Origin of the sequence: uncultured Rummeliibacillus sp. (assembly GCF_934216135.1) — a bacterium.
Classification (GTDB): Bacteria; Bacillota; Bacilli; order Bacillales_A; family Planococcaceae; genus Rummeliibacillus.
Genome location: NZ_CAKQBI010000003.1, coordinates 179,767 through 194,690 on the forward strand (window position 1 = coordinate 179,767; position 14,924 = coordinate 194,690).

Sequence of the window (14,924 nt, forward strand, 5' to 3'; positions counted from 1 at the left end):
TTTCCTCCTAGTTTCCTAGTTTTGAAGACAAGTCTTTTATAACATCTTCAAAACTTGAGTGTATATTTTCATATTGTACTTTTGGTCTTGCAATCATAATGGTTTCAATGCCACATGCTAAAGCTGCTTCTAACTTTTCATCAACGGAACCTACTTTACCACTTTCTTTAGTTATCATTAATGTGACTTCAAATTGATGAATAAGGGCCATATTTAACTCTTTTGAAAATGGCCCTTGCATGGCGATAATATCTTTTTGTTCTAAACCTAAAGTTTGGCATTTTTCCATATTATCGAGTCTTGGTAGCATTCGTGCAATCAGCCGTGTATTTTCTAGACCAAGCAAATGTTTTGTGAAAACGCCTAAAGTTTTACTACCCGTTGTCAGCAAAATAACACCACGTTTTTTTGCAGCTAATGCTGCCGCTTCCTCATAATCTTGAACAAGGGTTACTAACGGATTTGTATAGCTCTGGCTTGCTCTTTCGTAGCGTATATAAGGAATCCCAATTTGTGATGCCGCCAATAAAGCATTTTTTGAAGCTTCTTCTGCAAAAGGATGGCTTGCATCAACAATAGCTTGCAATTTATATTCTTGTATAAATTGCGCCATTTGTTCAGCTGTTAAGCGACCGATGTTTGTTTGTATTCCAGCTTCTGTTAAACTTTTTGCAGCCGACTCCGTCACAACTGTTGCAATTACTTTCCTCCCTGCTTCCCCTATTTTTATCGCAAGTTCTCTGGCATCGCTAGTGCCTGCTAACATGAAGATCATTTATGAACACCTACTACGTGATCGTGTTCATGATCATGATGGTCGTGTTCGTGATGATGGTGATGTTCTACGAATTCAGCTGCATTTAATCGATATTGACAAGTGTCACAATTCATCTTAGCTTCACCTTGTAATGATTCAGCAATACGATCTTTTAACACTGTTTTTAAAATTGGATGATAGCCAAAATAATTGGCTAATTTTATATCTACTCTAGGATAATCAGCAGCATATCTTACACGCATATCTTGCATTCTTTCCATTAAGATTCCCGTGAATAAGAAATATGGAAGCATAATAATTTTTTTAGCGCCTAATTTTATACAACGTTCGATTCCTTCATCAACGTTTGGATATGTAACACCCATAAATGCATTTTCAACTGTAAGAACATGTATTTGTTCCCAGAGTATACGAGAAATTTTGTAGAAATCGCTATTCGCATCTATATCACTACCACCACGACCGATTAATAAAATTGCAGTATCATTATTTTCCCCTTCAACATCAAATCCAGTTTCTGATAGTCGTTCTTTTAAAATCTTGAAAATGCCTTCATGGATACCAAGTGGTCTTGAATAGACAATATTTACATCAGGATATTTTTCTTTACCAGCATCAATTGACCCAGGAATATGAATCTTCGAATGACCTGCTTGTAGTAAAATAATTGGTACTACATGAATTTCAGTTGCTCCTTTTGCAACACAAGTGTCAATTCCCTGTGGGATATCTGGTGATGCAAATTCAAGGAAACAACTTTCAACAAACAGATTCTTATCTAAAGTTGGTTTTAACTGCTCTACAAATTTTGTCACTTCTTCGTTACCTTCTGCCAATCTACTACCATGACCTACAAATAAAATTGCTTTCATATTTTCTCCTCCGACATCAGTCACCACAAGGCGCTGGTTCAATCATTATTTTTGGTGCTACATCTCTATACACAAAACCTTGGATTTGTTTAACTCTTTTGAAATACTTAAATAATCGCTCATTTGGATGTGCATTTTCTTTATACTCTCGAACAATGTTTGTGATCACTTCTACAATTTTGTCAGGTTCAATTCCCTCTGCTACAGGTTGTCCAGGATGAGCAGTTCTTCCAACTGGTTTAGCCCCTAAGAACAGGTCAAATTTACCTTTCCGATAAATAATACCAATATCATCTGTAACAGCCTTATAACAAGCCATACCACAACCGTTAAACCCAATTTGAAGCTCTTTTGGTAATTTCAGTCCACCTAGCTTTTCTTGGATTTCTTCGGCATATGGAATGCCCCCCATTTTTTCACCATCACAAAAATCACACGCCTTTAAGGTTAATACATCTCCTATTGGCGATAATAAAAAACCAACGATTTTTAATTTTGTTGTGATAATTTCAGGATTAGAAGTAGGGATTTTAAGAACAATTTGATGATTAGGTGTATACTCCATTGTTCCTTTTTCACCAACGACCATTGCTAAAGTCATCATTTGATCAGGGGTGAACTTTTTATTGGCAACTCCTGGACTTACAGCTAATTCAAATATTTCTTCAAAATCTTGATGTACATAGTGGGTAGCTTTTGGTCGATCACCAGAAACACGTTTTAGCGCTTCCATAGCCATATCATATGAACTAATTTTTGAGCGTTCTTGTTTACTTGTTTCAACCTTTTGAATATTCTTAACAGATGCTGTAACAGCTACGGAAGATTTTATACGTTGCTCACCGGTTGTTTGATCCATTGCCCATGGCTCCGCCTCCTCTTTCAATCGTTGATGAGGCTTTAAATTTTGTTTCTCTGAATTTAATGTATATTTTCTTTGATATCCACGTGGCGTAATCATTTTATTGTCATAAAGAAATGTAGAAGAATTCCCTATAATAACCGTCGTCAGCATACCGATATCATGGTCAAGCATCTCTCCAAGATTTGTTATGATTATATGTTGACGTTCACGATAAGCGCTTTTTACCAGTCCAACCGGCGTTTCAGGTGATCTGTATCGTAGAAGAATATTCTGAGCTTCAACAATTTGACGCGTTCTTCTTCCGCTACGTGGATTGTAAAGAGCTATAACAAAATCTGCCATGGCTGCAGCTTCTACTCTTTTTGCGATTAAATTCCAAGGTGTTAAATGGTCACTTAAACTGATCGTGCAAGAATCATGCATAATGGGGGCACCTAAAAGTGAACCACATGAATTTATTGCTGAAATACCAGGAATTATTTCGACTGGAATTCCAGTAGCTTCCGTCCAACCTTTTTCTATTAATACTTCATAAACTAGCCCAGCCATACCATATACCCCGGAATCCCCACTTGAAATAACAGCTACTGTTTTCCCTAATTCTGCTTGTCGAACAGCTTCTTGTGCTCTTGAAACTTCTTCTGTCATACCTGTGCTAATTACTGCAGTTTCATCGGTTATTAAATCTTGGATCAGTTCAACATAAGTTTTATAACCAATGATAAAATCACTTTCTTGAAGTGCTTCAACTGCCCTTGCTGTAATATGCTTAAAATCACCAGGTCCAAAACCAACAACATATAGTTTTCCTTGTTTAGCCATGTGAACCTCTCCTTATCATTATTTTTTCTTGTCAATACCGGTTATGGAAGCAACTTTCGAATTCAAAATCATTTTTCCATCTTTCATATTGTAGATTGCGTGTTGATTGTTTTCCTGCGTTATACAATTCCTTACAATTTCGCGTGCAATTTCTGTGTTAGATGCTTTATACCAACTACCTTGTGGATAAGCTATAACAATACATGCATCTTTACACCGACCATTACACCGAGTTCTAGTTGTATGAATTTGTTCATCCAAATCTAGTAACGCAATTTCATCCCGAATTGCTAATGTAATATCCTCTGCCCCCTTTCTCATACATGAACTTCCATTACAAATGAATACATGACTTTTCATACCAGCCAAATTCCAAGTTGTCATATCCAACCTCCGATTTCCAAAAAATTTAATAGAGAAAAAAGCAAATAAAAAAACCTTAATTCCAAGAATCAAGGTTTAAAAACTAGATAATTCAGAAAATAGCCAAATATGTATGCCATTCTGCTTCTATAGTCTTTACCTTTCCCTCCGAAAAGTATCGTACTTCGTTTTAAAAGCAGGTTTCCTGGCTCACATTTCACTTTACTCTGATCTCTTCCCAGTCTTTATGACCAGTGAGTTCTATCATTTCATCCATGTATACAGTAGCGGGGGCTGCATCGGCTTTTAACCGATTTCCCTATTATCTCTTACTAATCTAATAAGAGCACTTTTAAAAAAGTATATAGTTGAATCAAACTAACAAATCGATTTTACGAATGATTAATTGATTCAATTTTTTTGTATAAAAATTCAACTGAATTAATCATATACTATTTTTTGCCGTTTTAAAATATGTTTTTTATTGATGAAGAAATTAAACAATAAGGAGAAATAGTAATTTTGTTAATATTTTCTACAAAAACAAATCAATTAACTGTTATAAAACATTCTTATTGTTTTATGAATTTCTGTATAACAAAAAATGTAGAATTGGAAATTTAATCATGATATACTATTTTCGTAATCTATCAATTCAATAAACTTTATGGTGCTAAATTTTTCATTTAGCTGAAAAGGGAAGTTTGTGTAAATCAAACGCGGTCCCGCCACTGTAAAGATGAGTTATGCTTTGTGATACCACTGTCAATGATGGGAAGGTGAAAGCATAACGGTGAATCTGAGCCAGGAGACCTGCCATAAAGTGTGAATTAGTTTCAACCTACGAGGATAGGTGTGAGAATAGATATGCTTTCAACAAGCATTTTTTTACTATTCATCAACACTTCTTTTGTCGTAAGAAGTGTTTTTTTTATTGTCCTTTTAGGCTCTAATTGGAGGTGTACCTGTAACAAGTTAAAAAAATAATAATCGTCTGAAAGGATTGGAAAAATTGAGAAAATTATTAAATTGGAAGCTTTTATACTTCCTAGCTGCCATAATGATCGTCCCAAAACCTGCTTTTGCAATGCATATTATGGAGGGGTTTTTACCTGTTGAATGGGCCATTTTCTGGTGGGCAATCACAATCCCATTTTTAGTAATTGGTTTTCGTTCAGTTCGCAAAACAATCATTGAACATCCAGAAACAAAAATGATGTTAGGTTTGTCCGGAGCATTTGCATTTGTACTATCCGCATTGAAAATACCATCTGTAACAGGTAGTTGCTCACATCCAACAGGTGTAGGTCTCGGTACTGTATTATTCGGTCCTTTTGCTATGAGTATTGTGGGCTTTATCGTTCTTTTGTTCCAAGCATTATTGTTAGCACATGGTGGACTGACTACATTAGGCGCTAATGCATTTTCAATGGCTATTGTAGGACCACTTATTTCATATGGTGTTTTTAAAGGTTCTACAAAAATGGGATTATCATTTTCATGGGCAGTATTTTTAGCAGCTACACTAGGCGATTTAGGTACTTATGTCGTTACATCCATTCAATTAGCACTTGCTTTCCCATCAGAAGTTGGTGGATTCGTTGCATCATTCACTAAATTCAGTGGAATTTTCGCTATAACTCAAATTCCTTTAGCGATTAGTGAAGGGATTCTTACAGTTGTTATTATGAACTTCTTACAAAAATACAATCTTGCAGAATTAAAAGCACTAAAAGTTTTTAAGAAAGGTGCTGAACAACGATGAAAAAGAATATTCTGTTAATCGTGCTAGTTATCCTTATGGCTGTTTTTCCATTATTTTTACAAAAAGGTGCTGAATTTGGAGGATCTGATGATCAAGCTGAAGCAGCCATCACCCAAATTGATAAATCGTACAAACCATGGTTTTCAAGTATTTGGGAACCACCAAGTGGCGAGATTGAAAGTCTATTATTCTCTTTGCAAGCTGCTATAGGTGCAGCGTTTATCGGTTACTTTATCGGATTTGCGCGTGGTAAGGCAAAAAAAGATAACAAAAAAGAAGGAAAAGGAAAGCATGTTACTCATTGATCAATATGCTTATATCAATCGCTTAACAAAAACACACCCATTAGAAAAAATAGTTTTATCTATTTTTCTACTAGTATTCTCTTTATCTGCAAAAGATATATTAGTTTCACTTCTTACTTTTTTAATAATGAGCACTTTAACTGTGTTTGTCGCTAAAATTCCTTGGAAGTATTATCTTACTATGTTGAGCATCCCTGGAATATTTTTAATTAGCAGTATGATTAGTATACTGATTTCATATACGCAACAACCAGAACGGATACACGAAGCAGTATGGGAATATCCACTCTTTAACGGAACTGTGTATATAGCATCTCAAAGCATTCAAATGTGTATTCAATTATTCTTTTCGGTATTCAGTAGTATAAGTTGTTTATATTTCTTAACATTAACAACACCTGTACATGATTTAATGCATATTCTAAGAAAATGTAAAGTACCTCAACTTATGATCGAATTGATCGAATTAAACTATCGATTTATCTTTGTATTTTTGGAGATTTCATTAAGAATTTATCAAGCTCAAAATTCAAGGCTTGGGTATCTTTCCGTGAAAAAAGGGCTCCATTCTTTAGGAATGCTTGTAGCATCCCTTTTTGCTAACGTCTTTCTTCGTTCTAGAGAATTGACAATCGCCATGGATTCACGTGGGTATCATAACTCTATGAATTATCTTGAGAATTCGTTTCAATATTCTTCGAAAAATTGGACTTTTATCAGTATTGTTATTTTGTTCATCATCGGTTTATACATCAAGTTTGGAGGAGTTCTAGTTTGAGTGATTTATTCTTTGAAATTCAACATTTAACACATTGTTATGCTGATGGTACGAAAGCATTAAAGGATTTGTCTCTGAAAATATCAAAGGGTAAAAAAATTGCACTTTTAGGTAATAACGGTGCAGGAAAGTCCACTTTGTTTCAGCATTTAAATGGAATCCTTCAGCCGACTTCTGGTAAAATTCTTTTTCAAGGTAAACCTTTGAAATACAATCGAAAATCTTTACTAGAGTTGAGATCTCACGTTGGAATTGTATTCCAGGATCCTGATTCACAGTTATTCGCTGGTAATGTACGCCAAGATATTTCATTTGGTCCATTAAATCTAAATTGGTCTCCAGAAAAGGTAACAGAAATGGTAGAATGGGCTATGTCCGAAATAGAAGTGACACCCTTACAAGATAAACCGATACATTTTTTAAGTTTAGGCCAAAAAAAGCGTGTTGCCATTGCAGGTGTGTTAGCGATGAATCCTGATGTTTTTATATTAGATGAACCATCTGCTGGACTTGATGGTTATTATTCAAAACAAATATTAAACTTACTGAATAAAATTCAACAATTGGATAAAACCATCATCTTATCGACTCATGATGTCCATTTTGCTTACGAATGGGCAGATGAAATCATTGTTATGAATGATGGAGAAATTATTTATCATGGAGATCCTTTTCACATTTTTGAACAAGAAGAATTACTATTAAAAGCTCATTTAGATAAGCCTTGGCTCTTTGAAATGTCTCAATTGTTGCAAGCAAAGAATATCATAAAAGGTTTAAACGAATTTCCTAGAAATAAGGATGAACTTATTAATTATTTAAAAACTTCTATCCCAATAGAGACAATAATTTAAAATTCTCTTTAAGCAGGAATTTCTTATCTTAGTAAGTATTTTCAAATATCAATACTATAAAACCCGTCATAATTTAAAAATTTATGACGGGTTTTTGCTTTTCAAAAGGAAAATCTTGCTTTAATCTTAATACTTTTGTTATTCAGTCACTTTAACTTTTGGAATTAGATCTTTAATAAATTCTTCGTTTCCTTCATGAAATGCTTTTACAATGGCACTCCCTACAATGACTCCATCTGCTAATGCACCGATTTCTTCTACCTGCTCAGGTGTAGAAATACCAAAGCCTGCAATAACTGGAACCGAGCTGATTTCTTTTAACGTGTGTAAATGTTCGTCCAAAGATTTTCCGAATTCGCTGCGTACGCCAGTGATTCCATTCACCGTTACAGCATAGATGAATCCTTCCGCAACTTCCACTATTTTTTTTATGCGATCTTCTTTACTTGTTAAAGAAACGAGTTGCACAAGGGCAACAGATGATTCCTTTATTTTTTCTTGAATCAACCCAGCTTCTTCAATAGGTAAATCAGGGATGATTAAGCCAGTGATTCCTATCTCTTCACATTTTGCAACGAATTTTTCGATGCCATATGCGAGTATTGGATTTAAATACGTCATCACAATTAAAGGAACTTGAACCTCTTCTTTAAAAGATGCAATTTCATCTAAAATTACTTTTAAGTTTGCGCCTTCTTTTAAAGCACGATTTCCTGCTTCCTCTATGACGGGACCATCAGCAACAGGATCAGTAAATGGAATACCTAGTTCAATCGCTGTTACCCCTGCATTTTGCAAGAAAAGGATTTGTTTTCGTATGGCCTTTAGTCCGCCATCTCCTGCCATAATATATGAAATAAATGCTTTTTGACCTGATTTTACTTTTTTCTCAATAGCCAGTTGTAAAGGTTTTGTTGTCATTATTTTTCGCCTCCCATTGCAGCTCGAACTGTTTCTACGTCTTTGTCTCCACGACCTGATAGATTAATGACCAGAATTTCTTCAGGTTTCATTTCTTTTGCAATTTTCGCAGCCCTATAAATCGCATGTGAACTCTCTAATGCTGGGATAATCCCCTCTGTGCGAGACAATAATTTTAAACCTTCTAAGGCTTCATCATCCGTCACAGACGAATATTTTACTCGACCAATGTCATGTAAATAACAATGTTCTGGACCAACAGCTGGGTAATCTAAACCTGCTGAAATGGAATGTGCCTCTTGGATAAATCCATTGTCATCTTGTAATAAGTACATATAGGCACCGTGTAGTACCCCTTCTTTTAACTCTGCAAATGCTGCAGCGTGGAGCCCTGTTTGAATACCACTTCCAGCAGCTTCAACACCGTATAGTTTCACTGACTCATCATTAACAAATGGATGGAACATACCAATTGCATTACTACCGCCACCAACACAAGCAACAATAGCATCTGGTAATCTTCCTTCTTTTTCTAATATTTGTTTTCGTGTTTCATCTCCGATAATTCGTTGGAAATCGCGTACAATTTTAGGAAAAGGATGTGGACCAGTAGCAGAACCTAAAATATAGTGTGTATCTTCTACATTTGTTACCCAGTAGCGGAGCGCTTCATTTACTGCGTCTTTTAATGTACCGCCGCCTTTATCAACGGAAACAACCTTAGCGCCTAGTAACTCCATCCGAAAAACATTTAATGCTTGGCGTTTTACATCTTCTTTCCCCATAAATACAACACATTCTAGGTCAAAAAGAGCACAAACAGTAGCAGTTGCAACGCCGTGTTGACCTGCCCCTGTTTCCGCAACGATTTTCTTTTTGCCCATTCTTATTGCTAATAGTGCCTGCCCTAATGCGTTATTAATCTTGTGCGCACCTGTATGATTCAAATCTTCGCGCTTTAAGTATATTTTTGCTCCTCCAATTTTCTTTGTTAGACGTTCAGCAAAATAGAGAGGATTTTCTCGGCCTACATAATCTTTTAGATAATATTGCAATTCTTTATAAAAAGATGGATCTTTTGTTGCTTCATTGTAAGCTATTTCTAATTCATTTAGGGCAGTCATCAATGTTTCTGGAACAAATTGACCACCAAATTTTCCATATCGTCCTGTTTCTTGCTCATTTAATTCTTTAACCATTAGCGATACACTCTCCTTTTACTGTTTCCATAAAACGATGTATTAAAAGATTATCTTTCTTTCCGTTATTTTCTACGCCACTTGAAACATCTAGCATATAGGGATGTGCAATGTTAATGGCATTTTTTACATTCGAAGCATTTAAACCACCTGCAAGAATTACTTTTCTATCTTTTAATAAGGGGTTATTTAATAAATCCCAATTAAAAGTTTTGCCACTTCCACCAGCAAATTGAACCCCAGGTGCATCTAAAAGTAAAAAGTCTGTGTCATATGTTAGTGCTCTTTCTATATCCTCTTCACTTTTCACTGAACATGCTTTAATTGAAGGAACACCGATTTTCTTAATGTCCTCATTCGATTCATTTCCATGAAATTGAACATAATCTAGAGGCACTTCTTTAAAAGCTTGTTGTATATACTCAGAAGATGCATCTACAAATACACCAATTTTTAATACATGTTCGGGTATATTTTTTGCAAGTTCTGCCGCTTTTTCAATTGAGATTTGTCTTTTACTTTTTGCAAAAACAAATCCAATTGCATCGACACCTGATTCGACTGCTGAAATGACATTTGCTTCTTCCATCAGACCGCAAATTTTAACTTTTGGAATCATAATCGAACAACCCCTTTTGGGACTTGTAGTGAGTGCAATGTCGATTCAATATCACCACTACGCATTAAAGTCTCCCCAACTAAAACTGCACTTGCGCCAATTCCAGCAACAAACTTTGCATCATTAGAATCTTTGATACCACTTTCACTTATTAACACTCGATTCTCATGGAAGGGGAATGATTTAGCCACTTTTTCAGTATTTCTTAAATCGACTTCAAACGTTTTTAAATTACGATTATTGATACCAATCAGTTTCGCGTCAATCTCTAAGGCAACTTTTAGTTCTTCTTCATCATGAACTTCCACCAATATTTCCAATCCTTGATCAGTCGCATACTGATAAAGGTTTGACAATTCTTCTTTAGAAAGGGCCGCAACGATCAATAAAATAACAGAAGCTCCGTGTGCTTTCGCAAAGTCAATTTGAACTTTATCAATGATAAAGTCTTTGCAAAGAACTGGGATTTCTACGATTTGTGTGACATCTTTTAAATCTTGAAAATTCCCGTTAAAAAATGGTGTATCGGTTAAAACAGAAATACATGCTGCACCAGCTTTTGCATATTGTAGTGCTTGATTTGCTGGGTTTACACTACTATTAATAATTCCTTTTGATGGTGAAGATCTTTTAATTTCTGATATGATTTGAAGATTTTTTGAGTTTTTTAGTTTTTCAAAAAGAGAAGGTTTCTCTGAAACTTCGAAACTTAGTTGTGTAGATTCTCTTTTAAGTCTTAATACTTCAGTTCTTTTTTCAGCGATGATTTTATCTAAGATAGTTGTCATTGAATCTTCTCCTTTCGATGCGCTTCACTAAAGGCTATTACAGCTTCTAATTTTTCTAATGCTTTTCCAGATTCTATCGTATCTATTGCAAGTTCTACTCCCTCTTTAATCTTATTTACTGTTCCGTAAGCAAATAGTCCAATCCCTGTATTTAGAGCAACTGCATCAAAATAAGCATCTCTTTTCCCTTTTAACAATTCTCTTAAAATGATTGCATTGTCATCAGGATTACCACCTCGAATAGCGCTTATAGGTGCTTCTTTTAATCCGACATCTTCAGGACGAAGAGAAAAAGGTATTAAATCTTCATGATCAACAAGAACAAACTGATTTTGCCCCGCTAGAGATGCTTCATCCATTCCGCCTGCACCTGTAACAACAATCCCTCTTTTTCTTCCTAACATTTTCATCACAGTTGCATATTCCATCAGAAAATCTTGTCGATATATACCAGTAAATTGTGTTTCTAAATCAACAGGATTTGTTAACGGCCCTACTAAGTTGAATATTGTCGGTTTACCAATTTTTCTTCTTACTTGACCAATTCGTTTTAGCTTTGGATGCACATTCGGTGCGTATAAAAAAGTAACATTTTCTTGTTCCAATAATTTAAGAGTTTCTGGAATAGTCAAATCAGTATGGATGCCTAATGCTTCTAGTACATCTGAACTTCCAGCGGCACTTGAAATTTTACGATTTCCATGCTTGGTAATTTTAGCCCCCGCAGCAGCTAAAACAAGAGCAGATGTCGTACTAATATTAAAGCTATTGCACCCATCTCCTCCTGTTCCACAATTATCCATATAACGATCCATTTCAGCCGGAACCGATAAAGCAAATGATTTCATGATTGTGGCAAGACCTGCAACTTCTTGAGCGGTTTCTCCCTTTTTCGATAAAGCTATCAAAAACTCTTCTATTTCTTCAAGTGGTGTATCATCTTGGAACATTTCCTTTGCGGCATCTAACATCTCCTCATAAAATAGATGTTTGTTGTTTTTAACCTTTTCAATCGCTTGTTGCATTGACAACCTCTCCTCTCTCAGCTCTACTCAACATTTGACAATGCGGTCAAAGAATTTGTTTTTTCGATTGTCTCTTCAAATTCTCTTTCCACTTCTGAATCTTCGACAATACCAGCCCCAGATTGTATATAAGCAATTCCATCTTTTAATAGCATCGATCTAATGGTAATAGCAAAGTCGATATTGCCATTAAAACCTATATATCCAATTGCTCCACCAAAAATATTCCGGTGAGCAGTTTCTATTTGATCGATTAATTCTATTGCAGTTCTTTTTGACAAACCTGTTATCGCACCAGCAGGATAAGTTGACATTAAAGCATCTAATGAGTGATAAACAGGCGATAACTTTCCTTGAATAGTAGAAACTAAATGCATGACATGCTCGTATCTTTCTAATTTCATATATTGTTTTACTTGCAATGTTCCTGGTTGAATCACTTGAAGTAAATCCTTTTTGGCTACTTCTAATAACATGCCGTGTTCATTTTGTTCTTTAGCATTATTTAATAATTCTTTAGCAAGAAGTTGATCTTCCGCTTCATTCATGCCACGTTTTCTAGTTCCACCTATTGGATTTACAGTAATTACATCATCTGTGACTTTAATTAGACTTTCTGGTGATGTACCTAAAACAATATGATCATCAAAATCCATGTAATACATATATGGAGATGGGTTTTGTTTTCTTAATTTTCTGTATATAGAAAATGCATTTCCTGAATAAGTTGCTTGTTGCTGTCTTGATATCACGATTTGACTAACCTTTTTATCCAGAATATAAGATTTTGCTTTTTCTATTTGTTTTAAGAATTGTTCCTTTGAAATGTCGCTTGTAAAAGATGAAAGCACATAACCTTTCTCTTCTTTATCGGTAAGCGGCGTTTGGATTTCCTTAACTAAATAATCTAAATCAACTTTTTGTTGTTCTGGATTTATTTCTGTATGAATAATGATTACTTCATCTTGCAGGTGATCGAATATAACAAGCGTTTCGTAGATAAAGAAATTTACACTAGGGATTTTTAAGGTATTAGGATGCTGCGAATTCACCGCTGTATTATATGAGATATATCCAACTGCGCCCCCAGTAAAAGGAAACTCGGAAGGACCAGTGATTCTAGGCATTACTCGTTTTAAAAGTAATAGTAAATCTCCTTCATAACTGTATTCTTTTCCCGTATAGAATTGTTTTTCTATTAGCTTATTATCACTACCACTATACGATTTGATCGGGTTAACGCCGATCATAGAATATCTGCCATCTTCTTGGAACTTCGCAGCAGATTCAAGTAAGAATTTCCGTTTTCCCTTTAATCTTTGAAAGATTAAGATGGGCGTTAAAGAATCACCATTGAGCTTTTTTACAGTCGTTCTATAATTTTCTTGCTCGATCATCAAAAATCATCTCCTATTAATGTTCAAATTTGAGAAAAAAGATTCAAATCGTTTAGCTAAAAAAATAAAAAAGCCCTCATGAAAGATGTACTCTTTCATGAGGACGATATTGACCGCGTTGCCACCTCAAGTTGAAGTTTTGAAACTCCCTCTTAAATCCGTAACGAGGATTAGACGTCATCCATTACTCACTTTGTTTTGACGGATGCTCTCATAAGTCCATTCACACACTACATTGATCAGCTTACACCAAACGCTGACTCTCTATACAATGTCAAATATGCTACTACTCTTATTCTTCAATTTCTCAGCTATGCTTAACTATTCTAATCTCAACTCATCGGACCAATCTCGCTACCGAAATTGCTATCCATTCGAACCATTTATTAACTGTTATATTAAAGATTCAACATGAAAATGTCAACCTTTTTTATTATTCTGAATTATATTTTAATTAATTTTTAGTTTTTAAGTGTTGGCATTACAAACCATCCCTTTAAGTATTTACTTTGTATGTTTGCCCATTTCACTTTTTAATAATCTTTGTTACTTTTATTTCTAATTCTAAGCCATTTGGAATAATTGCAATGATACTGCTTTTGTTATCTGGCTCATTATATAATTTTGTTTGTTCATCTAAAATGATGCTGTTAGTTACTAAACTTTATTTACTTGCTGTTGTATTTGTTGCTTTTGTTAAATAAGAATAACATATCCAACCTTTTTTCCCGTTATAGCTTCCATAAGCCCATTTCACATTATTAACCGTCGTAGTTTTAGAAATAGTAAGTTTTGTACCTTTAGGAATTGTCACTAAAATAGCCGTTTTTGTTGATGCTGTTTTACGTAGGTTTACATTCGCTGTCGTTAACACTGTCTCTTTTACTGATAATGTCGTTAATGTTGTGGCTTGATATTTTTTTAAATAGGAATATGAAACCCAGCCTTTTTTCCCGTTATAACTTACATAAGCCCATTTCACATTATTAATTGTCATAGTTTTTGTAACGGTAAGTTTTGTTCCATTCGGAATTGTCGCCAATTTTGTTGTTTTTGTTGATGCTGATTTACGTAGGTTGACATTCGCTGTTGTTTTCACTGTTTCTTTCATTGATAATGTCGTAAATGTTGTGGCTTGGTATTTTTTTAAATAGGAATATGAAACCCAGCCTTTTTTCCCGTTATAACTTACATAAGCCCATTTCATATTATTAACCGTTGTGGTCTTTGTAACAGTAAGTTTGGTTCCATTCGGAATTGTCGCCAATTTCGTTGTTTTTGTTGATGCTGATTTACGTAGGTTTACATTCGCTGTCGTTAACACTGTCTCTTTCACTGATAATGTCGTTAATGTTGTGGCTTGATATTTTTTTAAATAGGAATATGAAACCCAGCCTTTTTTCCCGTTATAACTTACATAAGCCCATTTCACATTATTAACCGTTGTGGTCTTTGTAACAGTAAGTTTGGTTCCATTCGGAATTGTCGCCAATTTTGTTGTTTTTGTTGATGCTGATTTACGTAGGTTTACATTCGCTGTCGTTAACACTGTCTCTTTCACTGATAATGTCGT

Annotated in this window: 15 protein-coding genes, 2 riboswitches and 1 other annotated feature; of the genes, 4 read left to right on the forward strand and 11 right to left on the reverse strand. The window is 34.9% G+C overall.

What is annotated here, in order from left to right:
- Positions 1-7: 7 nt before the first annotated feature.
- The 4 genes from cobK to Q0977_RS03695 are packed head-to-tail and all read right to left on the reverse strand — an operon-like array spanning position 8 to position 3,721.
- The gene (cobK, locus tag Q0977_RS03680; protein ID WP_299510702.1) at positions 8-775 is read right to left on the reverse strand and encodes a precorrin-6A reductase; all 768 of its coding nucleotides are present in this window, start codon (positions 773-775) and stop codon (positions 8-10) included.
- Positions 772-1,650, reverse strand: a complete 879-nt coding sequence (locus Q0977_RS03685) for a sirohydrochlorin chelatase (RefSeq protein WP_299510704.1) — start codon at positions 1,648-1,650, stop codon at positions 772-774. Before Q0977_RS03685 ends, cobK begins: the two co-directional genes overlap by 4 nt.
- A gap of 16 nt (positions 1,651-1,666) precedes the next feature.
- Entirely contained in the window at positions 1,667-3,337 is a 1,671-nt protein-coding gene (gene cobJ / locus Q0977_RS03690; RefSeq protein WP_299510706.1) for a precorrin-3B C(17)-methyltransferase, read from the reverse strand.
- Between the two features lie 18 nt (positions 3,338-3,355).
- Positions 3,356-3,721 (reverse strand): ferredoxin, encoded by a 366-nt coding sequence (locus Q0977_RS03695; RefSeq protein ID WP_299510708.1) that lies wholly within the window; start codon positions 3,719-3,721, stop codon positions 3,356-3,358.
- A gap of 156 nt (positions 3,722-3,877) precedes the next feature.
- Positions 3,878-4,069, reverse strand: a riboswitch (cobalamin riboswitch).
- Positions 4,070-4,351: 282 nt separating this feature from the next.
- Positions 4,352-4,536: riboswitch (cobalamin riboswitch) on the forward strand.
- Between the two features lie 224 nt (positions 4,537-4,760).
- Between Q0977_RS03695 and Q0977_RS03700 the strand changes: the two genes are divergently transcribed.
- The 4 genes from Q0977_RS03700 to Q0977_RS03715 are packed head-to-tail and all read left to right on the forward strand — an operon-like array spanning position 4,761 to position 7,402.
- Positions 4,761-5,465 carry an energy-coupling factor ABC transporter permease gene (locus tag Q0977_RS03700; RefSeq protein ID WP_299510745.1) on the forward strand — a complete coding sequence of 235 codons (705 nt, stop codon included), beginning with the start codon at positions 4,761-4,763 and terminating at the stop codon, positions 5,463-5,465.
- On the forward strand, positions 5,462-5,770 hold the full coding sequence (locus Q0977_RS03705; protein ID WP_299510710.1) for an energy-coupling factor ABC transporter substrate-binding protein: 309 nt from the start codon (positions 5,462-5,464) through the stop codon (positions 5,768-5,770). Before Q0977_RS03700 ends, Q0977_RS03705 begins: the two co-directional genes overlap by 4 nt.
- Positions 5,757-6,548, forward strand: coding sequence for a cobalt ECF transporter T component CbiQ (gene cbiQ, locus Q0977_RS03710; protein ID WP_299510712.1), 792 nt, complete (start codon positions 5,757-5,759; stop codon positions 6,546-6,548). Before Q0977_RS03705 ends, cbiQ begins: the two co-directional genes overlap by 14 nt.
- A complete protein-coding gene (locus tag Q0977_RS03715) occupies positions 6,545-7,402 on the forward strand; it encodes an energy-coupling factor ABC transporter ATP-binding protein (RefSeq protein ID WP_299510714.1) in 858 nt (285 codons plus the stop codon). The genes cbiQ and Q0977_RS03715 overlap by 4 nt, the downstream gene beginning before the upstream one ends.
- A 138-nt stretch (positions 7,403-7,540) precedes the next feature.
- Here the strand turns inward: Q0977_RS03715 and trpA are convergent, their stop codons facing one another.
- The 7 genes from trpA to Q0977_RS03750 all read right to left on the reverse strand — a co-directional run.
- Positions 7,541-8,323, reverse strand: a complete 783-nt coding sequence (trpA, locus tag Q0977_RS03720; protein WP_299510716.1) for a tryptophan synthase subunit alpha — start codon at positions 8,321-8,323, stop codon at positions 7,541-7,543.
- A complete protein-coding gene (trpB, locus tag Q0977_RS03725) occupies positions 8,323-9,522 on the reverse strand; it encodes a tryptophan synthase subunit beta (RefSeq protein WP_299510718.1) in 1,200 nt (399 codons plus the stop codon). Before trpB ends, trpA begins: the two co-directional genes overlap by 1 nt.
- Positions 9,515-10,141, reverse strand: a complete 627-nt coding sequence (locus tag Q0977_RS03730) for a phosphoribosylanthranilate isomerase (RefSeq protein WP_367269433.1) — start codon at positions 10,139-10,141, stop codon at positions 9,515-9,517. The genes trpB and Q0977_RS03730 overlap by 8 nt, the downstream gene beginning before the upstream one ends.
- Positions 10,138-10,929: an indole-3-glycerol phosphate synthase TrpC gene (gene trpC / locus Q0977_RS03735; protein WP_299510720.1), complete on the reverse strand. Its 792-nt coding sequence runs from the start codon at positions 10,927-10,929 to the stop codon at positions 10,138-10,140. Before trpC ends, Q0977_RS03730 begins: the two co-directional genes overlap by 4 nt.
- The gene (trpD, locus tag Q0977_RS03740; RefSeq protein WP_119416762.1) at positions 10,926-11,954 is read right to left on the reverse strand and encodes an anthranilate phosphoribosyltransferase; all 1,029 of its coding nucleotides are present in this window, start codon (positions 11,952-11,954) and stop codon (positions 10,926-10,928) included. Before trpD ends, trpC begins: the two co-directional genes overlap by 4 nt.
- A gap of 23 nt (positions 11,955-11,977) precedes the next feature.
- Entirely contained in the window at positions 11,978-13,351 is a 1,374-nt protein-coding gene (locus Q0977_RS03745) for a chorismate-binding protein (protein WP_124217535.1), read from the reverse strand.
- Positions 13,352-13,447: 96 nt separating this feature from the next.
- Positions 13,448-13,660 (reverse strand) — a binding site (T-box leader).
- Between the two features lie 355 nt (positions 13,661-14,015).
- On the reverse strand, positions 14,016-14,924 hold a 909-nt coding region (locus Q0977_RS03750; protein ID WP_299510725.1), incomplete at its 5' end, for an SH3 domain-containing protein.

Bases quoted from the DNA above. Each gene is read 5' to 3' on its own strand.
- cobK (WP_299510702.1), bottom strand. From the start codon at position 775: ATGATCTTCATGTTAGCAGGCACTAGCGATGCCAGAGAACTTGCGATA.
- trpD (WP_119416762.1), bottom strand. From the start codon at position 11,954: ATGCAACAAGCGATTGAAAAGGTTAAAAACAACAAACATCTATTTTAT.
- trpC (WP_299510720.1), bottom strand. From the start codon at position 10,929: ATGACAACTATCTTAGATAAAATCATCGCTGAAAAAAGAACTGAAGTA.
- cobJ (WP_299510706.1), bottom strand. From the start codon at position 3,337: ATGGCTAAACAAGGAAAACTATATGTTGTTGGTTTTGGACCTGGTGAT.
- trpB (WP_299510718.1), bottom strand. From the start codon at position 9,522: ATGGTTAAAGAATTAAATGAGCAAGAAACAGGACGATATGGAAAATTT.
- Q0977_RS03685 (WP_299510704.1), bottom strand. From the start codon at position 1,650: ATGAAAGCAATTTTATTTGTAGGTCATGGTAGTAGATTGGCAGAAGGT.
- Q0977_RS03745 (WP_124217535.1), bottom strand. From the start codon at position 13,351: ATGATCGAGCAAGAAAATTATAGAACGACTGTAAAAAAGCTCAATGGT.
- trpA (WP_299510716.1), bottom strand. From the start codon at position 8,323: ATGACAACAAAACCTTTACAACTGGCTATTGAGAAAAAAGTAAAATCA.
- Q0977_RS03700 (WP_299510745.1), top strand. From the start codon at position 4,761: ATGATCGTCCCAAAACCTGCTTTTGCAATGCATATTATGGAGGGGTTT.
- Q0977_RS03695 (WP_299510708.1), bottom strand. From the start codon at position 3,721: ATGACAACTTGGAATTTGGCTGGTATGAAAAGTCATGTATTCATTTGT.
- Q0977_RS03705 (WP_299510710.1), top strand. From the start codon at position 5,462: ATGAAAAAGAATATTCTGTTAATCGTGCTAGTTATCCTTATGGCTGTT.
- cbiQ (WP_299510712.1), top strand. From the start codon at position 5,757: ATGTTACTCATTGATCAATATGCTTATATCAATCGCTTAACAAAAACA.
- Q0977_RS03730 (WP_367269433.1), bottom strand. From the start codon at position 10,141: ATGATTCCAAAAGTTAAAATTTGCGGTCTGATGGAAGAAGCAAATGTC.